This window comes from [Ruminococcus] lactaris ATCC 29176 (assembly GCF_025152405.1).
Lineage (GTDB): Bacteria > Bacillota > Clostridia > Lachnospirales > Lachnospiraceae > Mediterraneibacter > Mediterraneibacter lactaris.
In genome coordinates this window covers 2,381,290-2,404,391 of record NZ_CP102292.1, presented here as the reverse complement: position 1 = coordinate 2,404,391, position 23,102 = coordinate 2,381,290, and the positions used below count along the sequence as shown (strand labels likewise).

Below are 23,102 nucleotides of genomic sequence, written 5' to 3'. Positions count from 1 at the left end.
AAAAAGTAAATAAAGCGTTCGGTGCTGTTCTATATAGGAAGATATAGCAACAGGTAAAAGGGAAGCAGGTGCAATTCCTGCACGAACTCGTCACTGTAAGCAAATGTGACCGGCAGGCGTGAAGACGCAGCCACTGGGAGACCGGGAAGGCGTTCGGGCATAAGATTTGTAAGTCAGGAAACCTGCCGGTCGCTGGTGCGGGGAATGTACATTCCAGATCACGAGTAATTGATTGTACCGAAAAGTAATGGATCCGGGAGCTTTTCTTAAAAGAAATTCTTTTCTGACTCAGACAGCTCAAAGAAACCGGTTTATTTTCATTGTCTTTCTGACGTTTCTTACTTACTTTTAGATAAGTTCAGCTTATTTCCCGTATTATTCAAGACAGGAGGAAAAATGAAGAACAAAAAGGTTAAATATCTTGCCATGTTGCTTGCGTTTTCTATGGCAGTTTCACCGATGTCTTATACGAAAGCATACGCAGAAAATGCGGAGACCGCACAGGCGGCAGGAGCGGTGAATGCAGGAGAAAATTTGGCAGACGGAGCAGGCATTCAGGAAGGAACAGATACTTCCGGTGGAACAGATACCTCTGGTGGAACCAATACATCCGATGGATCGCAGTCCGCTGATGCAGATCATACCGGAAACGGATCAAAAGAAAATGGTTCTGAGAATGCAGGTTCAGAAAATACAGGTTCACAGGATCAGAATACACCGTCACAGGATTCCGGCAGTACCGGTGAAAATTCGGGAGAAGATCAGAATACTTCTGATGAGACGGGAGAAGGAAAAGATTCTGAAAAAATGAATGAAAAATCAGATGATCCGTCTGACAAAGCTGATGCGGAGAAAAAGGATGCAGAAGAGAAATCTTCGGAAGAAACTGCAAAGCAGGCCGATGAGACAACTGCAAAAGAGACACTTGTAACACCGACGAAAGAGATCACAGGGGTTGAAGTTCTGAAAAATGATGGAACTTCTTATGGAATGTTCCCGATCACAGATGCAACGTGTACCGTAAAAGGGGATAAGATCGAGATTTCCTTTAGTACCGGTACAAAGACTGTGTTTGACCGTCTGTATCTCGGTGCAGCGACAGACGAGGATAAGAGCAATTATGTTCAGGGTACGAATACCGGAAGTACCTGCCAGTTTACGATCCAGGTTCCGATTTCCGCAAAGAACAGTTGGATTCCGGTTTCGGTAGGACGTTCAGATAAAGGAACATGGTCTGAAAATCTGCTGTGGATGAGTATCCCGGATGTGCAGACATCAGGAGAAAAAGAAGATTATCAGGCAAATGACGGAGTTACGGCAATTTATGGTTCTGATGATGCAAAGAAGCCGGGACAGGCTTACAGTATGATCAAGATCGCTGCATCTAAAGTGGTTGTAAAAGGCGGGGCATTGCAGGTTTCGGTCTGGATACAGCCGGCAAGCAGTGGCAGTTTTACTTATGATGCAATCTATATCGGAAATAGAAATGATGAGACAAAAGAACCGATCATTTTAGGTGAAGTCGATACAGAAAAAAATCTTGAAAAATTTACCTTTACCGTGCCACTTGAAAAAGCAGGCGGAGAAGTCTCTTTTGTACCAAGAAATGGAAGAACGCAGAAGTGGAGCACTTCAAGTTCACTGGCATTCAAGCTTCCTGCAATGGACGATTTTGTGAAACCGTCAGAGATCAACATCACAACGCAGCCGAAGCAGGAGACTGAGGCAGGCAGCGGAAGTTCTGTGGCACTGTCGGTGGAGGCATCCGGTGAAGAAGGAATCAATCTGAATTATCAGTGGCAGTTCAGTGCCGATGGTGCAACGTGGGCAGACTGTACCGGAGTTACTGCAAAGACTGCAACATATACATTTACCATGTCTCTGGAGACAGCAGGAAAGTATCGTTGTATCGTTTCTGATGCGACAGGAACGAGTGTCACTTCTTCCGAAGCAGTAGTGAAGCTGCCGGAGGCTCCGGTTGTTACGGGGAATCAGGTAAAAGTAGTAAAGTCCAACGGAGCTGACTTTGCAATGTTCAAGACCAGTGAATCAAAAGTGGTACAGGATGGAGAGGAACTGGAGATCACTCTGTCAACAAAGAATGTCTCCTTTGACAAGATCTATTTTGGCTATAAAGATGATGAACTGAAAGAATCTGTAGCAAATGGCACAGAAGCAAATGGAGAATGGAGCTTCACATTCCATCTGCCGGCTTCTGCAAAGGGAACGACAATCCCAGTAACACTTGGAAAGCCGGATGGAAGCTGGTACTCGAACCAGTATCTGTGGATGTATATCCCGGATGAGGGAATCACAGAACTTCCGAGTGCGGCAGATGCAGTAAAAGTGATCGCCGGGGGAACGGGTGCAGCGTACAATGATTTCAATATTGTTTCTTCAAAGGCGGTATTAAAGGGAAAAAATGTAATCCTGACTTTGAATGTGAAAGGTCAGAAATGGACCCGCCTGTATCAGGGAGTTCAGGCAGATGCAGATAAGACATCTGCAGTAAATGGAGTTTATCGTGCAGAGGATGATACAACGACATTTACACTGACAGTTCCTGCAGAAAAGCAGGGAATGAACATTGCAGTTACACCGGGAACGGCTTCTGCGTGGATGTCCTGGGCGAGAGATTTATATATCAATGTGCCGAATCTGGAAGGAAAAGCAAATGTAACAGAAAATGGAGTTTATGATCTGTACGGCTCAGCATATCCGACCAGCAGCTATGCAAGCCTGAATTTTGAACGGGGCAGCAGTATTTCCATCAATGGGGATACAGCAACCGTGACTATGGTTACGCAGGCATCTGCTTATGATAAATTATATCTTGGAACAGTGTCAGATGCGGATAGTGTGAAAGATGCCGGTGCCATCAGTGCGGAAGATAAGTCCGAGATCGCCAGTGGTTATAAGACATTTACATTTACGATTCCAACAAAGGATCTTGGAAAAGAGATCAATTATGTAGTCCACATTCAGAAATCAAATAAATGGGCAGAAAAGCAGAGTACTTTCTATATTAATGGAATCCTGCCAAAGACAGGAGAACTTCCGACACCGGATCCTGATCCGACACCAGATCCGGAACCTGGCACAAAAGTTCCGGCAGATGGAATTTACAGTATCCAGGTGGATTCCAGTGCGTCTATGTTCCGTGTCATTGGATGCGAACTGACTGTAAAAAATGGAAAGATGAAGGCGGTTCTGACGCTGAGTGGTACGGGATACGGTTATCTGTATGTCGGAACAAAAGAACAGGCGGCGGCAGCAGACAAATCAAGCTGGATTCCATTCCAGACAAAGATGACAGAGAACGGAGAAAAGTATACTTATGAAATTCCGGTGGAGTCATTAGATAAGAAAATTGCAGTTGCAGCTTATTCGATCAAAAATAAGATCTGGTATGACAGAATGCTGACATTTAAATCTGATACGCTTGTAAAGACCGGTGATATCGGAAAAGATGATCAGGGAAATGATTCAAAACCGTCCAACCCGACAAAACCAACGACACCGTCAACGAAACCATCCAATGGTTCTAATGGAAAGAATGACGGCAAGGCTGATCATGAGTCAAAATATGAGGCAGATACCAGTGGTTCTACAGGACGCGTAGACAGCACAACGGCCTTAAAAGACGGAGTATATACACCGGATCGCTTTACCTGGTCCGGCGGTACAGGAAAAGTAAGGATTACCTGTAATAAAGTAACAATCAAAAATGGACAGGCTTATGCAACACTGGTATTCAGCAGTGACCATTACCAGTATGTAAAAGCCAACGGAAATACATATTATACGACAAAGAGCGGAGGAACAGCGACCGTAGTTATCCCGATCGCATTGAATAAAAATAATAAGATCCTTGGAATGACAGATAAGATGTCTGTGGCACATGAGATCGAGTACAGTATTTTCGTCTATCTTGCCGCAGCAGGAAATGGCACAACTGTCGGGGAGAACAGTAATAAGACACTGGACGAAAAAGCACCGGAGATCATGGGACTTGAATATCAGTCAGAAACAGAACTGGAATATGCAGAATATTTCAAGATCTACCATTACGATCAGGGAATCGTTCTGTTGGAAGTAGACATGACAAAAGATACGGCAAGAGATCCTGAAAAGACATCCAAAGAAACTTCTGAGGATACAGAGAAAGAGGTTTCCAAGTCCGATAAGAAAGACAGCACAGAAAATAAGAGCAGTAAGAGTGACGCTGCGGAAGAGGAAAGCGGAGATTCCACGTCGGATCAGAATGGAGTCAGTGAAGAAGAACTGGCAGCAGAACTGTATAAAGGCAATGTTGTAAAATATCTGCTTGTGCCGGAAGACGTAGAAGTACCGGTCGGTCTGGATCAGGATATGATCATTGTGAAAATGCCGGCAGATAAAACCTATGTGGCATCAGATGAGATCCTTGAACAGATGAAAGAACTGGATCTCCTTGACTCTGTGGCAGCAGTAGGAATGGAGCAGAAAGCTTGTACTGTTCCTGAGATTGCAGAAAAAATGCAGGTAAATGAGGATGAAGATGAAGCGGATGCTGAAGTTATTTACGGGGGAAGCTTTGAAAAACCGGAATTAAAAGCACTTGTGAAGAAAGAAGTATCTCTTGCATTGCTTCCGGGAGAACTTCTGCCGAGAGATGCAGAAGATGCAGAAAAAAATGACGATGCAAAGACAGACAGCACGAAAAAGGACAGTGCAAAGACAGAGGATAAGAAGACAAAAGAGCAGTCAACCGGTGATTCTGATGAACTGACCGTAGAAGAACAGACAGAAAGATTGGAAGAAATCACCGAAAAATTTGCATTGCTTGGTATTCCGGTGATCATTGACCGGAGTGCAGATGAAAAGACGGAACTTGCACAGTACGAGTGGATCAAGGTATATGGAGTACTTTTCGGATGTGAAGAGAAAATGGACAAGATGTTTGAAAAGGCAGTAGATGAAGCAGGAGTACAGGAGAATCAGTAAATGAAAAAGAAGCTTTGTAGAATAACTGCATTGCTGTTGGCAGCGGTCCTCTCACTGGGGGGCTGCGGTCAGCCGGGGGCTGGTAAAAAAAGAACAGACAGTACACAGCAGACAGAAGAGACAAAAAATAAAAAAGAAGATCAGTCAAAAAGTGATAAAAAAGGGCCGGAGATTGACGGCCTTACCTATGAGTCGACAATGGATCTGACCTATGCGACAGAATTTGACGTATATGATTATAAAGACGGATACAAGCTGTTGGATGTACATGAAGACAGACAGTACCTTGTTGTGCCGGAAGGGAAAGAAGCTCCGGAAGGATTGTCGGAGGATATTGTAGTCCTGCAGCAGCCGTTGGATCATATCTATATGGCAGCAACAGCAATCATGTCGCTGTTGGATGCAGTGGATGCCATTGACCAGGTGAAATTTTCCGGTCTTAATGCATCCGGCTGGTATGTAGAAGATGCAAAGAAAGCGATGGAGTCCGGTGACATGATCTACGCAGGAAAATACAGTGAGCCGGATTATGAGACTCTGGTGAACGGAGAGTGTGATCTTGCCGTAGAATCAACCATGATCCTTCATACTCCGAAAGTACAGGAGATGATCGAAGATCTGGATATACCGGTCTTTGTGGACTATTCCAGTTATGAATCTCACCCATTGGGCAGAACCGAGTGGATCAAACTGTACGGTGCAATGCTGAATAAAGAAGATGCAGCCGACAGCTTTTTTGAAAAGCAGGCCCAGGTGATCGAAAAGCTGAAAGGCTTTGAAAATACAGAAAAGACGGTGGCATATTTTTATGTGAATACAGACGGTTCTATCGTAGTAAGAAAATCAGAAGATTATATCCCTTCCATGATTGAGATTGCAGGCGGACGTTATGCATTCAAGAACCTGAAAAATGTGGACAGCAATGCTCCGTCAGTCAAACTGACTATGGAAGAATTTTATGCAACAGCAGTGGATGCAGATTATCTGATCTATAACGGAACAATCGACGGGCAGGTGAAGAGTATCAGCGACCTGGAAGCGAAGAGCAATTTGTTTTCCGAATTTAAAGCAGTAAAAGAAGGAAATGTATGGTATACAGGAAAGAACCTGTATCAGGCAACAGATACGGTTGGAGAACTGATCATGGATATGCATCTGATGCTGACGGATGGGGATCCGAAAGAAATGACCTTCCTTGAGAAGATGAAATAATGGAGAAACTATGAAAGATACAAGTTTTCACGGAGAAAATCTCAGACGGAGAGCCAGATACATAGCTGTATTTTCAGGGCTTGTGATTGCATTTGCAGTGACAGTGGTACTCAATATCAATACAGGAAATGTGCATATTTCCGTTCCTAAGATCCTCAGGATTCTTTTTCTGCGTGACGGGGCGGCAACGGAATACAGTATTATCTGGAGAATCCGCCTTCCGAGAATCCTGATGGCAGCGATGCTGGGAGGAGCCTTATCTTTGTCCGGTTTCCTTTTGCAGACATTTTTTGCCAATCCCATTGCAGGACCGTTTGTCCTTGGAATTTCTTCCGGGGCAAAAATGGTCGTAGCACTGACGATGATCATTTTTTTAAAATATATTGGTCATTTTTCATCGTATACACTGATCGTGGCAGCGTTTATCGGATCGCTGATCTCGACGGGGTTCATTCTTCTGATGTCAAAAAAAGTACATCATATGGCGGCACTGCTGGTCGGGGGAATCATGATCGGTTATATCTGTTCTGCTATCACAGATTTTGTTGTCACATTTGCAGATGATTCAGACATTGTCAATCTGCATGGCTGGTCGCAGGGAAGTTTTTCAGGAATGAGCTGGAGCAATGTGCAGGTGGCGGCAGTGGTAGTCGGGATCGCATTTGTATGCACGTTCCTGTTGTCGAAACCGGTCAGTGCCTACCAGCTTGGTGAAGCATATGCACAGAGTATGGGTGTGAATATTCAAGTTTTCCGGGTGGTACTGATCCTGCTTTCCAGTGTGCTGTCCGCAAGTGTAACTGCATTTGCAGGACCGATCTCCTTTGTGGGAATCGCAGTTCCGTTTCTGACAAGAAAAGCGTTCGGAACATCAAAGCCGATCGTGATTATTCCGGGAACATTCTTTGCGGGGGCGGTTTTCTGTATGATCTGTGACCTGATCGCAAGAATGGCACTTGCACCGGTGGAACTGAATATCAGTACGGTAACATCCATTTTAGGTGCACCGATCGTCATTTATATGATGGTGAAACGGGAGAAGGGAAGGTAGTGTATGGCGGATTTTTATTTTCAGTTAAAAGACCTGGCAGTCGGGTATCATGGAAATCCGTTGATCCGGGATATCAATATTGGGATAGACAAAGGCGAGATTGTGACGCTGATCGGGCCAAACGGCTCTGGAAAATCTACGATTTTAAAAAGTATTACAAGACAGTTGAAGCTGATCGGTGGAACGGTATTTTTTGATGATACATCCCTGATGGAACTGTCGTATAAAGAGTTATCTTCCAAAATGGCTGTGGTTCTTACCGAGCGGATCAAGACAGAACTGATGAACTGTCATGATATTGTGGCAACCGGGCGGTATCCGTATACCGGCAGACTTGGAATCCTGACAAAGCGGGATGAAGAACTGGTAGAAGAAGCAATGGAGGCAGTCCATGCACAGGAACTGGGCAACCAGGATTTCAATGCGATCAGCGATGGACAGCGGCAGAGAGTTTTACTGGCGAGGGCAATCTGTCAGGAGCCGGAAATCCTGATCCTGGATGAGCCGACTTCCTTTTTGGATGTGAAGCATAAGCTGGAGCTTCTGGCAATCCTGGAAAAAATGGCAAGAGAGAAAAAAATGACGGTGATCATGTCTTTGCATGAAATCGACCTTGCACAGAAAGTATCAGACAAGATCGTATGCGTGCAAGGAGAAAATATCTCCCATTTCGGAAAGCCGGAAGAGGTATTTCAGGAAGAGATCATCCGTGACTTATATGGGATAACGAACGGGTCCTTTGATCCCAGGTTTGGAAGTATTGAACTGCCGGGAATAAAGGGAGAGCCGGAAGTGCTGGTCATTTCTTCAGGCGGCAGCGGAATCCCGGTATACAGGAAACTGAGAAAAGAGAGGATTCCTTTTGCAGCCGGCATTTTGTATGAAAATGATATTGACTGCGAGCTGGCAAGGCAGCTTGCAGTTGAAGTGATCACAGAAAAAGCTTTTGAGGAAATTTCGGATGAAACCTTTGCAAGTGCAGAGAAAATGATAGAACGATGTGGAAGAGTGATCGATGCCGGGGTGCAGATCGGAACGTATAACCGCAGGATTGGGGAACTTCTGGAGCAGGCAGAGAGACTTGGAAAGTTAGAAAGAGCAGGTACACTAAAATAGTGTGCCGCTTTTTTATGTGTGCCGAGCATGGCACTAATCAAAGCTTAAATGGTAAACGTAAACCGATTCTAGCACCAAAAATATCATTCAAGAAAAACAATGAGGAAGTTGCCAACGTTTACTTGACACAAACAGCCGGACGTAAAAGATTGACATTTTCAGGAAAGTCTTTTATACTAAATCTTGCTGAAAATAAATAGAGATACTGATTTAGAGTGGACAGAAGTTCATGAAGGGGTACACCACCGCGGGTGTAGTTCTTTGTGGACTTCTTTTTTTGTTGTCGGGCATATGGCAAAAGATCCAGTAGATTGTTTCCTATACCAGGATGAGTGTCTCCGTGATATGTAAGAACACTCAGCGGGACGCACAAGATGAGGTGCAGGAAAGAGCAGAAGGAGGAGAAAATGATTACAGTAAATGGAAAAGAAGTAAAAGGTCAGGAAGAGCAGACGGTTGCGGATTATCTTGAAGAAAATGGTTATCGGATGAACCGGATCGCTGTGGAGTTAAATGGAGAGATTCTTCCAAAATACAAATACTCAGAGACCCGTCTGAAAGATGGTGACAGTATGGAAATCGTGACATTTGTTGGAGGAGGCTGAAAAATGATATTAACAAAAGAAGAAATTATAGAAGCGTTGAATGAGCGTCATTCACCGGAAAAGCAGAAGCTTTTATCAGAAGGTCATGTAGCAGTCGCAGGTTTGGGAGGTCTTGGATCAAATGTGGCATATGCACTGGCAAGGATCGGAGTAGGGCATCTGCATCTGATCGATTTTGATGTGGTGGATATCACAAATCTGAACCGGCAGCAGTATTTTATCGATCAGATCGGAATGTATAAAACCGATGCACTGAAATCTCTGCTGGAGCGAATCAATCCATATTTAGACATCCGAACAGATACAGTGAAGGTGACGGAAGAAAATTTACAGGAACTTTTTGCTGATGCACCGATCGTCTGTGAGGCCTTCGACAGACCGGAGGCAAAGGCAATGCTGGTCAACGGGATACTGGAACATTTCCCAGAAAAGAAATTAGTTTCTGCAACCGGAATGGCAGGTTATGGAAGCAGTAATACGATCCGAACGCAGAGGCTGATGAAAAATTTTTACCTTTGTGGTGACAGGGTGAGTGAGCCGGAATATGGCAGGGGGCTGATGGCAGCGAGAGTTGCGGTCTGTGCCGCCCATGAGGCAAATATGATCACAAGACTGATTCTTGGAGAAGAAGAGGCTTAAAGAGAAAATAAAAAAGAAGGAGAAATTAAAAAATGAAGACAGCAGAAGACAAATTAATTTTGGGAGGTCATGAATTTACTTCCCGGTTTATTTTAGGATCAGGAAAATTTTCACTGGAACTGGTGAAAGCCTGTATTGAAAAAGCAGATGCACAGATCATCACACTGGCTCTGCGCCGGGCGAATGAGGGAGGACTTGCCAACATCCTGGATTATATCCCGGAAAATGTCACACTTCTGCCGAATACGTCAGGAGCAAGAACTGCAGAGGAGGCAGTGCGAATCGCAAGACTTTCAAGAGAAGTAGGATGCGGAGATTTTGTTAAGATCGAGGTGGTTCATGATTCAAAGTATTTACTGCCAGATAATTATGAAACGATAAAAGCAACGGAAATACTGGCAAAAGAAGGATTTGTTGTCATGCCATATATGTATCCTGACCTGAATGTGGCAAGAGCTTTGGTGGATGCAGGTGCGGCATGCGTGATGCCACTGGGAGCACCGATCGGTTCCAATAAAGGACTGAGTACGAAAGAGTTTATTCAGATCCTGATCGATGAAATTGAGATTCCGGTGATTGTGGATGCAGGGATCGGGCGGCCATCTCAGGCATGTGAAGCAATGGAGATGGGAGCAGATGCTGTGATGGCAAATACAGCGATCGCAACCGCAGGAGATGTGCCGATGATGGCAGAAGCTTTCAAAAAAGCGATCGAGGCCGGAAGAAATGCGTATCTTTCAGGACTGGGAAGAACCATGGAGCGGGGCGGTAGTGCGTCCTCACCACTGACAGGATTTCTTCAGGATTAGGAGGCAGCAGAATGGAACATACAAATACAATGGAAGATACACATACACAGGAAAGCACACAGACCAGGGAAGATAGACATACCCATGAGATGCATATCAATGAGAGCATTCTGAGTAAGGAAATTCTGGAGGATCAGAAGAAAAACCGGATCGACCATATGACATACCTTCCGGGAATGGAGGACATTGGATCGGAAATACTGGATCAGGTTGTGGAAAAAATGAATGCGTATGATTATGACCAGTATACGGCAGCAGATGTAAAAAGGGCATTGGCACATTCACAGCGTACACCGGAGGATTTTCAGGCACTTCTGTCCCCGGCAGCCCTTCCATATCTGGAGGAAATCGCACAGGCGGCACAGGTGGAGACAAGAAAGCATTTTGGGAACAGCGTCTATATGTTCACTCCGATCTACATTGCGAATTACTGTGAAAATTATTGTATTTACTGTGGATTTAACTGCCATAACAAGATCAACAGAGCAAGGCTGAATGCAGAAGAAATCGAAAAAGAGATGCAGGCGATCGCAGCGACAGGACTGCAGGAAATTCTGATCCTGACAGGTGAGAGCCGGAGCAAATCGGATGTAGAATATATTGGAGAGGCATGTAAGATCGCAAGAAAATATTTCAAAGTAATCGGGCTTGAGATCTATCCGGTCAATTCAGATGAGTATGCTTATCTGCATGAGTGTGGAGCAGATTATGTGACAGTATTTCAGGAAACTTATAATTCAGATAAATATGAGACACTGCATCTGGCAGGGCATAAAAGAATCTATCCGTATCGTGTCAATGCACAGGAGCGTGCATTAATGGGCGGAATGCGTGGTGTGGGGTTCGGTGCTTTGCTGGGACTGGATGATTTCAGAAAAGATGCATTTGCGACAGGATATCATGCATATCTTCTTCAAAGAAAATATCCCCATGCTGAGATTGCATTTTCCTGTCCGCGACTTCGTCCGATCATCAATAATGACCGGATCAATCCGATGGATGTGCATGAACAACAGCTTCTGCAGGTTGTCTGTGCATACCGGTTATTTATGCCATTTGCCAGCATTACGGTTTCGACAAGGGAATGCGAACGGGTAAGAGATCATCTTGTTCAGATTGCAGCGACGAAAATTTCTGCCGGGGTCAGTACAGGAATTGGAGGTCACGTGGAAGAAATTGAAGAGAAAGGCGATGACCAGTTTGAGATTTCCGATGGACGGTCAGTGAAGGAAGTTTATGATGCACTGCTGACAAATCATCTTCAGCCGGTTATGAGCGATTATATCTATGTATAAGGAAAATCAGGAGTACTGCGAAAATGTGATCGCAGTCAGCAACCGGCATTTGTGCAAAAGACCGTTCCTTGAGCAGATCAAAATAGTATGCGAATGGCATCCCAAAGCACTGATTTTAAGGGAAAAGGATCTGACAGAAGCGGAGTATGAACAACTGGCCGGACAGGTAATGAAAATTTGTGAAACGTATAAAGTTCCATGTATTCTTCACAATTTCTGGCAAATTGCGGTAAAATTAAACTGTAACCAGATTCATCTCCCACTTCCTGTGCTGCGGCAGTTGGTGAATCAGGCTGTGATACAGGAGAAAAATCAGGGCAGCGGAACATTTTATCAGATAGGGACTTCGGTTCACTCGGTGGAAGAAGCGGTTGAAGCGGAAAAGCTGGGGGCATCTTATCTGGTGGCAGGCCATATTTATGTGACGGATTGTAAGAAAGGCGTTCCTCCAAGGGGAATCAGATTTTTGAAAGAAGTCTGTGATGCAGTGAGGCTGCCGGTCTATGGGATCGGTGGGATCCATTTTGAGCCGGAGCAGTGGAAAGAACTCGCCAAAGCCGGAGCAAAGGGTGGCTGCATTATGTCAGGAATGATGACGCTGTCAGAAGAGGAAGGAAAAGCAGAATGAAAATTGTAACAGCGATAGATTCGTTTAAAGGCAGTATGACATCCATGGAGGCCGGAAGGGCTGTGGCAGAAGGAATCCACAGGGCAGATGCCGGGGCAGAAGTACTCGTAAGACCGCTGGCAGATGGTGGTGAAGGAACGGTAGAAGCACTGACGTCGGGAATGAACGGGAGCAGACAGCAGGTACAGGTAACAGGACCACTGGGAACACCGGTCATATGCGAATATGGAATTATTGAAGCTTCCGGGACAGCCGTGATTGAGATGGCAGGTGCGGCCGGGATCACACTCGTTCCAGATGAAAAAAGAAATCCGCTCTATACGACAACATATGGTGTCGGTGAAGTGATCCGGGATGCCATCAAAAAAGGCTGCAGGCGATTCATTATCGGCATTGGTGGAAGTGCAACCAATGACGGTGGAACAGGGATGCTGCAGGCACTTGGATACGGATTCCTCGATAAAAATGGAAACCAGATTCCCTTCGGAGCGAGAGGGCTGAAAGTTTTAGAAACGATCACGGAGACGCATGTTCTGCAGGAATTAAAGGAGTGCAGATTCCGTATAGCGTGTGATGTAACGAACAGCCTATGCGGTGAGCAGGGGTGCAGTGCTGTCTTTGGTCCGCAGAAAGGGGCAACTCCGTCCATGGTTGTGGAGATGGATCAATGGCTGGAAAATTATGCGGCACTGGCAGGAAAAAAATTCCCGAAAGCAGATCCGCAGCAGGCAGGAACCGGGGCAGCCGGAGGACTGGGATTTGCATTTCTGACATTTACCGATGCAGTTTTAGAGTCAGGGATCAAGATTGTTTTAGAAGAAACCCGGCTGGAAGAGTACATCAGAGAAGCAGACTTGGTGATTACCGGAGAAGGACAGATGGACGGACAGACCGCCATGGGGAAAGCACCGATAGGAGTAGCCGGACTTGCAAAGAAATACGGAAAGACTGTGATCGCATTTACCGGGGCAGCCGGAGTGGATGCAGAAAAATGCAATGAACATGGAATCGATGCATTTTTTCCGATTCTGCGAAATGTGGTTACACTGGAAGAAGCCATGAAAAATGAAAATGCAAAGAGAAACCTGGCAGATACGGCAGAGCAGGTGTACCGGTTGTGGCGGGCAGGTACAGGCAGCGTGTCGGTATTTTGACTTGTGAAATGGATTCCCAAAGTATGGTTACTGGGAAGTCATAGATAAGAAAATATAATGAAAGTTTTCTAAACTATATTGACATAATAGACAATGCGTTGTATAGTCTGATACGAAAGTAAAATACTAATTTAATAAAGAAACTTTCTCTTATTCAGAGCAGTGGAGATACAAAGGATCTAAGAAGCTGCGGCAACCCCACATTATAAAGGAAGGTGCCAACCTGAGCGAGTTACTCGAACAATAAGAGGATTGTTACGATAGATTGACAGTCCGCCTTATGCGGACTGTTTTCGCGTATTAAAGCCTGACCTGCACCCTGACAACTCATTGGCTGCCACGCTTGCGTGAGCAGACAGAGAGTTGCCAGGGTATAGGCAGGCCGCCCGCGACCGAGATGAAGCGAAGCGGAATCGAGGTTCCGCGGGGCAGGTCAGGCGGAGGCAGTCAGAAAACCTGTACCGGAAGAAGGGCAGGCCGCCCGCGACCGAGATGAAGCGAAGCGGAATCGAGGTTCCGCGGGGCAGGTCAGGCGGAGGCAGTCAGAAAACCTGTACCGGAAGAAGAGCAGGCCGCCCGCGACCGAGATGAAGCGAAGCGGAATCGAGGTTCCGCGGGGCAGGTCAGGCGGACGAAGGCGATATTACGTGAAAGCAGTAAGCAGAAGAGAAAGTGAGTGAAAGGAGAACTTATGGAAAAGGAAAAGATTTTATTTACATCTGAGTCAGTTACAGAGGGACATCCGGATAAGATGTGTGATCAGATTTCAGATGCGATTCTGGATGAGTTAATGCGTCAGGATCCGATGAGCCGTGTTGCATGTGAGACATGCTGTACAACAGGTCTTGTTATGGTTATGGGAGAGATCACTACAAAAGCATATGTAGATATCCAGAAGATCGTTCGTGATACAGTTCGCGAGATCGGATATACAAGAGGAAAATATGGCTTTGATGCAGATACCTGCGGTGTACTCACAACATTGGATGAGCAGTCAACAGATATTGCAATGGGAGTTGATAAGGCTCTGGAAGCAAAAGAAAATAAGATGTCAGATGAAGATATCGAAGCCATTGGAGCAGGAGATCAGGGAATGATGTTCGGTTATGCTTCTGATGAGACAGAAGAGTATATGCCATATCCGATCGCACTGGCACATAAGCTTGCACTTCAGCTTACTAAAGTTCGCAAAGACGGAACGCTGACTTACCTGCGTCCGGACGGAAAGACTCAGGTAACTGCAGAGTACAATGAAGATGGTTCTGTAAAGCGTCTGGATGCAGTTGTGCTTTCTACGCAGCATGACCCGGAAGTATCTCAGGAGCAGATTCATGAGGATATCAAAAAGTATGTATTCGATGAGATCATCCCGGCAGAGCTGGTAGATGATGAGACGAAATTCTTTGTAAATCCGACAGGCCGGTTTGTAATTGGCGGACCTCACGGAGACAGTGGACTGACAGGACGTAAGATCATTGTTGATACTTATGGTGGAATGGCACGTCACGGTGGCGGAGCATTTTCAGGAAAAGACTGCACAAAGGTAGACCGTTCTGCAGCTTATGCAGCACGTTATGCAGCAAAGAATATTGTAGCAGCAGGACTTGCAAAGAAATGTGAGATCCAGCTTTCTTATGCGATCGGTGTGGCACAGCCGACTTCTATCGCAGTTGATACATTTGGTACAGGAAAGTTATCTGATACAAAGCTGGTTGAGATCCTTCGTGAGAATTTTGATTTCCGCCCGGCAGGAATCATTAAGATGCTGGATCTGAGAAGACCGATCTACAAGCAGACAGCCGCTTACGGACATTTTGGACGTAATGACCTGGATCTTCCGTGGGAGAAACTTGACAAGGTAGAAGATTTAAAGAAATATCTGTAAAGTGAAAGAATATCTCAAAAATGAAAGAAATATTTGTAGAATCTGTAAAATAAGCAGAAGTATCAAAAGAAGGTGTCTGATCTCCTGAAAAGGTTCAGGCACCTTTCGTTAATCATACTCGATTTTCGGAAAGGAGCTGCAAATGAAGCTTAAGACAAAACTCGTTATCGTATTTATGGTGGTCATGGTATTTCCGATGCTTTTTACCGGAGTGATGACAAGGGCATTTGTACCGGAAAAGGCAACGGAGATCCAGCAGATGTATCTGATCGTCGTATCCATCACGGCAGCATTGTTGATCATATGGATTTATCGTGCGGTATCAGTGCCGCTGCAAAAATTACAGAAAGCGGCAAGGAATATCAAAGAAGGAAATCTGGATTTTGAGATTAAAGCAGAAAATGATGATGAGATCGGGCAGCTTTGCAGGGATTTTGAGGAAATGCGTCTTCGGTTGAAGGTGCAGGCAGAGGAAAAGGTTGCGTTTGACCGGGAAAATAAGGAACTGATCAGTAATATTTCACATGATCTGAAGACTCCGATCACAGCGATCAAAGGTTATGTGGAAGGAATTATGGATGGTGTGGCAGATACACCGGAAAAGATGGACAGATACATCAGAACCATTTATAATAAGGCTAATGAGATGAATCTTCTGATCAATGAGCTGACCCTTTACTCCAAGATCGATACGAACAGGATTCCATATAATTTCACAACGATCTCTGCAAAAGGTTATTTTGGAGACTGTGCAGAAGATCTGAGTGTGGAGCTGGAGTCAAAAGGGGCAGAGTTTACATACCGAAACTTTATGGATGATGACTGTAAAGTGATCGTAGATCCGGAACAGTTAAGAAGAGTCATCAATAATATCGTATCAAATTCGCTGAAGTATACAGATAAACCGAAAGTGGAGATTACGATGGATGTAAAGGACGTGGGAGATTTTATCCAGATAGAGCTGGGAGATAATGGAAGAGGGATTGCGGCAAAGGATCTGCCGTTTATCTTTGACCGGTTCTATCGTGCGGATGCTTCAAGAAATTCTTCAAAAGGAGGAAGTGGTATCGGACTTTCGATCGTGAAGAAGATCGTGGAGGAGCATGGCGGAAATATCTGGGCTACCAGCGAAGAGGGCGTTGGTACTACGATGTATTTTGTAATAAGGAAGTATCAGGAGGTACCGGTGAATGAGTAAACGTATTTTGATCGTGGAAGATGAAGAAAGCATTGCAGATCTGGAGAAAGATTATCTGGAGCTGAGTGGATTTGAAGTAGAAGTAGCAAATGACGGAGAGACAGGTCTTCGGAGAGGACTTGCCGTAGAATTTGACCTGATTATTTTAGATCTGATGCTGCCGGGAGTTGACGGATTTGAAATCTGCCGTCAGATCCGGGGGCAGAAAAATACTCCAATTATTATGGTTTCAGCGAAGAAAGATGATATTGACAAGATCCGTGGACTGGGACTTGGTGCGGATGATTATATGACGAAGCCGTTTAGTCCAAGCGAGCTGGTCGCACGCGTGAAAGCCCATCTTGCAAGATATGAGCGTCTGATCGGAAGTGTTGTGGAACAGAATGATGTGATAGAGATCCGCGGACTTAAGATCGACCGGACAGCGAGACGTGTATGGGTGAACGGTGAGGAACGTTCCTTTACAACAAAAGAGTTCGATCTGCTTTCGTTTCTGGCAGGACATCCAAACCATGTTTATTCAAAGGAAGAATTATTCCGTGAGATTTGGGATATGGAGTCAATAGGAGATATTGCAACAGTTACCGTACATATTAAAAAGATCCGTGAAAAGATTGAATATGACACATCTCATCCACAGTACATTGAGACAATTTGGGGGGTCGGATACCGCTTCAAGGTATAAGAGAAGTTAAAAAGAGAGAGGAAAGCAGAGCGGAAAATTTTGTATAAGACAGGCGGAAGTCTGGCATAAAGATAGTTATAGAAAAGAAAGAACGTTACTCCATGGATGTGCAGTCATTCGGGAGTAACGTTCTTTTTTGTCAGACAGTCCCATCAATCAGGTCTTTCAGTGAGACACTGCCAAGATAATCCTGGATCAGTGTATCCAGTTTTTTCCAAAGTGGGCGGGTAGGGCAAACCGCTTCCCTTTCACATTCAGTCGCATTTTCTTCAAGACATGCCACCGGTGCAAGTGATCCCTCTGTGAGACGGAGAATTGAAGAAATAGTATAATCCTCCGGTTTCTTAGTGAGCTTATAGCCACCGCCTTTTCCGCGAAGTCCAAAGATCAGGCCACCGGTAACAAGAGACTTGAGAATATTTTCAAGATATTTTTCAGAAATCTCCTGCCGTGCTGCAATTTCCTTGAGTGGCGTATAAGTATTCGGATCTTGTCCGGCCAGATCAATCATGACACGAAGTGCATATCTTCCCCTGGTAGATATAATCATAATTATTCCTCCTACGTTGATTCGTTATTATTATGATACCAGGGTCAAAAGGTCTGACACCACGTGTGCTTGCACACTAGTATAACCGTTATTAATTAACTGGACTTTTGAATTGGCAACGTATCAACCACCACCTCTTCACTTGAATTAATTTCTTCAAGCTTATACTTCCAGTGATATACGACAGGTTGTTCGTTTACTTCATCGAAGTATCTATAGATACGCTGCACAAGTTCATCCTTAGTTTTTACACGTATGCCTTTTAGCATCTGACGTGTGAGTTTACTAAAGAATCCCTCAACAAGATTCAACCATGAACCATGCTTGGGAGTAAACACAAATTCAAATCTTCCCGGCTTTGTCGCAAGGTATTTTCGGGTTTCCTCTGAAGAATGAACTTTCAGATTATCCAATACCAGACGAATCCGGTCAGTCTCCGGATATTTTGAATCAAGTATTTTTAGAAACTCAATATATTCCTTGCTGCTGTGTTTATCTTTTACAAGCGGAATTGCCTCCCCTGTTTGTAAGTCGATTCCAGCAAGCAGTGAAATAGTTCCAAGACGTTTATATTCATAATCACGGCTGACCGTCTTGTGATTTTCATCCGGCAAGAGGTCTTCTGTGGTATTGGCAATTGCCTGAATTCCGGGTTTTTCATCATAGGAAAGTACATGTACAACCTGTTCATCCTCCTTAAACGGAATGAGCTGTCCCTTCTCGTCAAACTGTAAAGACAATTGTTTATATACAAGAAGAACATTATGCATTTTCTGGTCAAAATCAGGGTCACGATTTTCGCAGTAATAAGTTATTTTGTTAGGCTTAATATCCGCTTCTTCCAGTATTGTGCGGACCTTTGACTGACTGATTGTTGACAACCTTGTATGACCTGCTTCTTCGGCAAATTTATTAATATGTTTTGTAAGAAGAGCACGCGTCCATACTTCTGCTGAATATCCAAGATTGACAGGCTTCTGACAGGCGATATTTATTATCCAGGCTTTTTCATCATCGGTTATTTCAGCATTCCTGCCACGACCGGGTGCATCAAACAGAGCATTTTCCACACCACCCTCAAGGTATTTATTGATACAGAGCATGACGCTTTTGCGATTCATTCCTACTTTGTCTGCAATATGGTCAACTGAAATACCTTCTGCTTTGAGTAGTAAAATTCTTGCCCGAATTACTGTCTGGGCTTGAATTGTTCTTGCACGCATCTGAGTTTCAAGATATAAACGTTCGTCCTCGCTAAGATTAATAGTGGATGCTTTTCTTCCCATAGTTTAATGCTCCTTTTGATTTGATGAGAACAGTATACTACAGAAAAGAAATATAGTCCATTTATTTAAAAACTTTTGTACTAGTGGTAGAATGACCTTGTGACCCGCCCCAATATGAGCATAAAAGTGGGGCGTAAGCACCACGATATGCGAATGTTGGGTAGGATTGTGGGAGCACGTAGTGCGTAACAATCCGTAGGTATCATAGTCGGGGGCTTTTGACCCCGACATCTTATTATAATACCCTATTTCAAAGTGAATTTGTAGGAAAAAGAAAAATATAATTGACTAACTTGTGCAAAAGTACAAAAAGTTCCGAATCAGACAAAAAGCAGAATGCAGTTGATGGAAAAGAGTATACAAGAGGACAGTATAATGATAAGATGATGTTGGGGTCAAAAGCCCCCAACAATGATGCCAACGGATTGTTTCGTGCTACGCACTCCCACAATCCTACCCGCTATTCGCATATCATGGTGCTTACGCCCCACTTTTATGCTCATATCGGGGCGGGCCTCAAGGTCATTCTACCACCAGTGTGCAGGCACACGTGGTGTCAGACCTTTTGACCCTGACATCATAAGATTACTGTAACCGCAGAAGAAAAAGAAGGACAGACTTTTGCGGGATGGAAACAGAATGGACAGGCACAGATTTTCAAATGTGATTGTAACAAAAGCAGATGAGAGGGGAAAAGGATGTATTATAAGATTGCTGATTGTTTTGTGAAATATGAGCCGAATTATATGTATATGCAAAAGAAAATAAAACCATATGAAGAGCGGTTTCATGGAGAAAGTGAAAATTCATGTATATATTTAGGGTATAAGTCGGATGCATATTATAAAAAAAAGCAAAAAATGCATCCAGAAATTACCTGTGAAAAACTAGAATACGTTTATGTTGGAGCTGAATTTAATAGAAAAATTTTAAAATACGGTGGTATCATGATTCACTCATCTGCGGTCGAAGTGGATGGAAAAGCCTATTTATTTTCTGCTCCATGTGGTACAGGAAAATCGACACATACGAAGCAGTGGCAAAAATATTTTGGTGCAGATCAGGCGATTATAATTAATGATGATAAACCGGTTCTAAGACGACTGGAAGATGGATGGTATGCATATGGAACACCTTTTAGTGGGAAAACCGATGAGAATGTAAATAAGAAAGTAAAACTTCAGGGAATCTGTATGCTTGAACGGGGAGAGAATCGGATACGGCAGATTCAGCCGGCAGAGGCAATCCCTCTGATTCTTCAGCAGACGATCCGTCCAAAGAATGAAAAATACCTTGGAAAGATGATGGAGATTATGGATCAGCTTCTTAGAGAAGTTCCGGTCTATAGAATGCAGTGTGATATATCAGAAGAAGCTGTAAAGATGTCATATGAAGCAATGAAGGGATAAAGAAGGAGCAAAATGAAGTTAAAAAAAGGATATATTATGAAAGAACTTGCCGGAAGATATGTAGTTCTTCCGGTAGGAGGCGAGCCAGAGGGATTTCAGGGAATGATACAGATGAATGTGACCGGAGGATTTTTATGGGAATGTCTCTCAGAAGAGAGGACAAAACAGGAATTGATCGATCTGTTTTTGGAGAAATATGATGCAAGTAGAGAAGATGCAGAAGCAGATGTAAATACTTTTATAGAAAATCTTAGTAAAGCGGGGATACTGGAAGTCTGATCATTACGAGGAGAAAAATAGATGATGTATGATAAAGCACAGTGCAAAATTTTGTTTCAGATCATTCGGGTTAGTTTGTTCGACAGTGATGAATTTGAAATAAATGCGGAGGCAGACTGGAAACTGATCTATCGGATCAGCCGGGAGCATAAAATCCATACGATTCTCTGTAGAGGATTGGAAAAGATTTCTTCAAAAGATAAAATACCGGAAAAGATGATCGGAAAACTAGAAGAATTGTGGCAGATCGAGAGGGCAAAAGATGCTGTGCAGAAGTACTCCATTGATGAGATATTGGATGCATTTGAAAAGGATAAGATAGATTGCGTGCCTCTAAAAGGAATTTATATGAAAGAGTTTTATCCGGATTCCAGTCTTAGAACCATGTCAGATCTGGATATTTTTTACAGACAAGGTGATGAGGAAAAAATAGAAAAAGTACTGGTGTCTAAGGGGTATGTATTTGATCACGACGGTCCACATCATGATGTTTATCAGCGAAAGCCATTTATGAATGTGGAGATGCATCATCATTTAACAGATGGAGATCCTGTCGCTGAAAAATATTATAAAGATGTATGGACGACCAAAGTTCATCTTAAAAAAGGATATACTTCCATTTATGAATTTTCATGGGAAGATTACTATATTTATATGCTTGTGCATCTTGCAAAGCATATAAAACTTGGAGGCAGTGGAATCCGCTCCATAATTGATATCAAGATTTTCCTTGATAAAAAGAAGGAAGAACTGAATTGGGATTATGTGAAAGAAGAACTAAAAAAACTGCATTTAAGTCAATTTGAATATTGGATGCGGCAATTAAGTGAAGTCTGGTTTGGCACAGAAAAAACTACACCTTTGTATGATGAATTGACAGAGTTTATTGTAGACAGTGGAACTTATGGAACTATAAAAAATTATCATGCAAGTCATGTTGTTGAATTGGGTGGAAAAAATCAAAATCTTTCTGTAGGAAAGATACGCAGCAAACTGGAAATTATTTTTTTACCATATGAAGGAATGCAAGAACAGTATTTATATCTGGAGAAATTTCCATTTCTTCTTCCGGTGGCATGGATACAACGGATTTTCAGAACAATAGTATGGCGTAAGGACAAAATCACTTCGACCCTGCAGTCTACAAATATAGAACAAGATAGATTGGAGAAAGTAAAAAAAGTGATGGATGCTCTGGAATTGTTTGAAAGCGATTAACCGTTCCGAATTAGATAAAAATTGTGCAGTAACTGTTAAAAATGGCGAGCTAAAGTTTTATGGGAAGAGGCTCTTGATAATGTAGCCACTGTTGGATATAATGTATATGTGATGTCGGGGTCAAAAGCCCCCGACTTTGATGCCTACGGATTGCAGAAACTAATTGATATCACAGTGAAAGCTCCTGACAAGGTTGTATACATATGAGAATGGAACGCTTACATTACCAAGTATTAGTAACTGTAAAATAATTTATACTTTGAATATAATATTTTATTTAGGAGGAGATGTGCAACATGAAAAAAGAGAGTTATGAGAAACTTGAAATGGAGGTAATTGCTTTCGATAAGATCCATATGGATACAAGCTCTACAAGTGGTATAGCAGTTGATGATAGGGAGGATGCTGATGAAGGAATCTGGACAGGATATTATTAAAATCTACCTTTAGATAAGACCGCATATAGAATGCTGTGAACCAAAAGAAGCTCTGATGATTTATTATCAGAGCTTCTTTGAACTGAAATAGCATTTCATGAAGAACGGGAGCAATACCATGAAAGAAGAAAATACCTATAGACAAACTATTCCGTCATCCACCACAGGCCGTTATACCGCCCTGACAAGAAAGGCGATGCGGATCTGTTATGCCGCACACGAGGGACAGATGGACAAAAGCGGTGTACCATATGTCTTTCATCCGATCCATCTTGCGGAGCAGATGGAGACAGAAGAGGAAATCTGTACTGCATTGCTGCATGATGTGGTGGAAGATACGAAGTGGACACTGAAAGAACTTGAGGCAGAGGGGTTTCCGACAGGTGTGCTGGAGGCAGTCAGGCTGCTGACCAGAGAGAAAGATGTACCATATATGGCTTATATTGAACGACTGAGTGGAAATCAGATTGCGAGAAAAGTTAAACTGGCAGATCTGGAACATAACAGCGATCTGACCCGTCTGATTGAAGTGACAGAGAGGGATTTGAGAAGACAGGAGAAATATTTTCTTGCAAAAGAGTTTCTGCTCCGACAGGAAGATACATAAAAACGTCGAAAAATGAGAATAAATTTCATCAAAACTCCGGTTTAAAATGCCGG

General features: G+C 43.5%; 22 protein-coding genes and 2 riboswitches. Of the genes, 19 read left to right on the top strand and 3 right to left on the bottom strand.

Annotated features, from left to right (window positions below):
• Nucleotides 1-2: 2 nt before the first annotated feature.
• Nucleotides 3-204, top strand: a riboswitch (cobalamin riboswitch).
• 192 nt (nt 205-396) lie between these two features.
• From NQ541_RS11150 to NQ541_RS11090, 13 genes are all read left to right on the top strand, one after another.
• A complete protein-coding gene (locus tag NQ541_RS11150; protein ID WP_005609127.1) occupies nt 397-4,986 on the top strand; it encodes an ICP22 family protein in 4,590 nt (1,529 codons plus the stop codon).
• A complete protein-coding gene (locus NQ541_RS11145) occupies nt 4,987-6,198 on the top strand; it encodes an ABC transporter substrate-binding protein (protein ID WP_005609125.1) in 1,212 nt (403 codons plus the stop codon). It abuts the gene before it with no gap.
• 10 nt (nt 6,199-6,208) lie between these two features.
• Nucleotides 6,209-7,249 carry a FecCD family ABC transporter permease gene (locus NQ541_RS11140; protein ID WP_005609123.1) on the top strand — a complete coding sequence of 347 codons (1,041 nt, stop codon included), beginning with the start codon at nt 6,209-6,211 and terminating at the stop codon, nt 7,247-7,249.
• Nucleotides 7,250-7,252: 3 nt separating this feature from the next.
• Nucleotides 7,253-8,365, top strand: a complete 1,113-nt coding sequence (locus NQ541_RS11135) for an ABC transporter ATP-binding protein (RefSeq protein WP_005609121.1) — start codon at nt 7,253-7,255, stop codon at nt 8,363-8,365.
• 407 nt (nt 8,366-8,772) lie between these two features.
• A complete protein-coding gene (gene thiS, locus NQ541_RS11130; protein WP_044940022.1) occupies nt 8,773-8,970 on the top strand; it encodes a sulfur carrier protein ThiS in 198 nt (65 codons plus the stop codon).
• A gap of 3 nt (nt 8,971-8,973) precedes the next feature.
• Nucleotides 8,974-9,609 (top strand): sulfur carrier protein ThiS adenylyltransferase ThiF, encoded by a 636-nt coding sequence (gene thiF / locus NQ541_RS11125; RefSeq protein ID WP_005609115.1) that lies wholly within the window; start codon nt 8,974-8,976, stop codon nt 9,607-9,609.
• A gap of 32 nt (nt 9,610-9,641) precedes the next feature.
• A complete protein-coding gene (locus NQ541_RS11120; protein WP_005609113.1) occupies nt 9,642-10,418 on the top strand; it encodes a thiazole synthase in 777 nt (258 codons plus the stop codon).
• Nucleotides 10,419-10,507: 89 nt separating this feature from the next.
• A complete protein-coding gene (gene thiH / locus NQ541_RS11115) occupies nt 10,508-11,713 on the top strand; it encodes a 2-iminoacetate synthase ThiH (RefSeq protein ID WP_181973198.1) in 1,206 nt (401 codons plus the stop codon).
• On the top strand, nt 11,706-12,341 hold the full coding sequence (locus NQ541_RS11110; RefSeq protein ID WP_005609109.1) for a thiamine phosphate synthase: 636 nt from the start codon (nt 11,706-11,708) through the stop codon (nt 12,339-12,341). Before thiH ends, NQ541_RS11110 begins: the two co-directional genes overlap by 8 nt.
• The gene (locus NQ541_RS11105) at nt 12,338-13,495 is read left to right on the top strand and encodes a glycerate kinase family protein (RefSeq protein ID WP_005609107.1); all 1,158 of its coding nucleotides are present in this window, start codon (nt 12,338-12,340) and stop codon (nt 13,493-13,495) included. The genes NQ541_RS11110 and NQ541_RS11105 overlap by 4 nt, the downstream gene beginning before the upstream one ends.
• A 147-nt stretch (nt 13,496-13,642) precedes the next feature.
• Nucleotides 13,643-13,745, top strand: a riboswitch (SAM riboswitch).
• A 441-nt stretch (nt 13,746-14,186) separates the two neighbouring features.
• Complete coding sequence (gene metK, locus NQ541_RS11100) at nt 14,187-15,380, top strand: methionine adenosyltransferase (protein WP_023920724.1); 1,194 nt, start codon at nt 14,187-14,189, stop codon at nt 15,378-15,380.
• 142 nt (nt 15,381-15,522) lie between these two features.
• On the top strand, nt 15,523-16,578 hold the full coding sequence (locus NQ541_RS11095) for a sensor histidine kinase (RefSeq protein ID WP_005609099.1): 1,056 nt from the start codon (nt 15,523-15,525) through the stop codon (nt 16,576-16,578).
• Complete coding sequence (locus NQ541_RS11090; RefSeq protein ID WP_005609097.1) at nt 16,571-17,263, top strand: response regulator transcription factor; 693 nt, start codon at nt 16,571-16,573, stop codon at nt 17,261-17,263. Before NQ541_RS11095 ends, NQ541_RS11090 begins: the two co-directional genes overlap by 8 nt.
• A 139-nt stretch (nt 17,264-17,402) precedes the next feature.
• Here NQ541_RS11090 and NQ541_RS11085 read toward each other — a convergent pair whose 3' ends face one another.
• The 3 genes from NQ541_RS11085 to NQ541_RS13270 form a co-directional block, all read right to left on the bottom strand.
• Nucleotides 17,403-17,813: an RrF2 family transcriptional regulator gene (locus NQ541_RS11085; protein ID WP_005609096.1), complete on the bottom strand. Its 411-nt coding sequence runs from the start codon at nt 17,811-17,813 to the stop codon at nt 17,403-17,405.
• A gap of 95 nt (nt 17,814-17,908) precedes the next feature.
• On the bottom strand, nt 17,909-19,099 hold the full coding sequence (locus NQ541_RS11080) for an IS630 family transposase (RefSeq protein WP_005609147.1): 1,191 nt from the start codon (nt 19,097-19,099) through the stop codon (nt 17,909-17,911).
• 3 nt (nt 19,100-19,102) lie between these two features.
• The gene (locus NQ541_RS13270; RefSeq protein WP_081442912.1) at nt 19,103-19,330 is read right to left on the bottom strand and encodes a hypothetical protein; all 228 of its coding nucleotides are present in this window, start codon (nt 19,328-19,330) and stop codon (nt 19,103-19,105) included.
• Between the two features lie 152 nt (nt 19,331-19,482).
• Here NQ541_RS13270 and NQ541_RS13265 point away from each other — a divergent pair, with 152 nt between their 5' ends.
• From NQ541_RS13265 to NQ541_RS11045, 6 genes are all read left to right on the top strand, one after another.
• Nucleotides 19,483-19,668, top strand: a complete 186-nt coding sequence (locus NQ541_RS13265; protein WP_081442918.1) for a hypothetical protein — start codon at nt 19,483-19,485, stop codon at nt 19,666-19,668.
• A 129-nt stretch (nt 19,669-19,797) separates the two neighbouring features.
• Nucleotides 19,798-20,508: a hypothetical protein gene (locus NQ541_RS11065; protein ID WP_005609092.1), complete on the top strand. Its 711-nt coding sequence runs from the start codon at nt 19,798-19,800 to the stop codon at nt 20,506-20,508.
• A 12-nt stretch (nt 20,509-20,520) separates the two neighbouring features.
• On the top strand, nt 20,521-20,787 hold the full coding sequence (locus NQ541_RS11060) for a PqqD family protein (RefSeq protein WP_005609091.1): 267 nt from the start codon (nt 20,521-20,523) through the stop codon (nt 20,785-20,787).
• Between the two features lie 21 nt (nt 20,788-20,808).
• On the top strand, nt 20,809-22,005 hold the full coding sequence (locus tag NQ541_RS11055; protein WP_005609090.1) for a nucleotidyltransferase domain-containing protein: 1,197 nt from the start codon (nt 20,809-20,811) through the stop codon (nt 22,003-22,005).
• Nucleotides 22,006-22,301: 296 nt separating this feature from the next.
• Nucleotides 22,302-22,442, top strand: a complete 141-nt coding sequence (locus NQ541_RS11050; RefSeq protein ID WP_005609089.1) for a hypothetical protein — start codon at nt 22,302-22,304, stop codon at nt 22,440-22,442.
• Between the two features lie 118 nt (nt 22,443-22,560).
• Entirely contained in the window at nt 22,561-23,049 is a 489-nt protein-coding gene (locus NQ541_RS11045) for an HD domain-containing protein (protein WP_023920732.1), read from the top strand.
• Nucleotides 23,050-23,102: the final 53 nt, after the last annotated feature.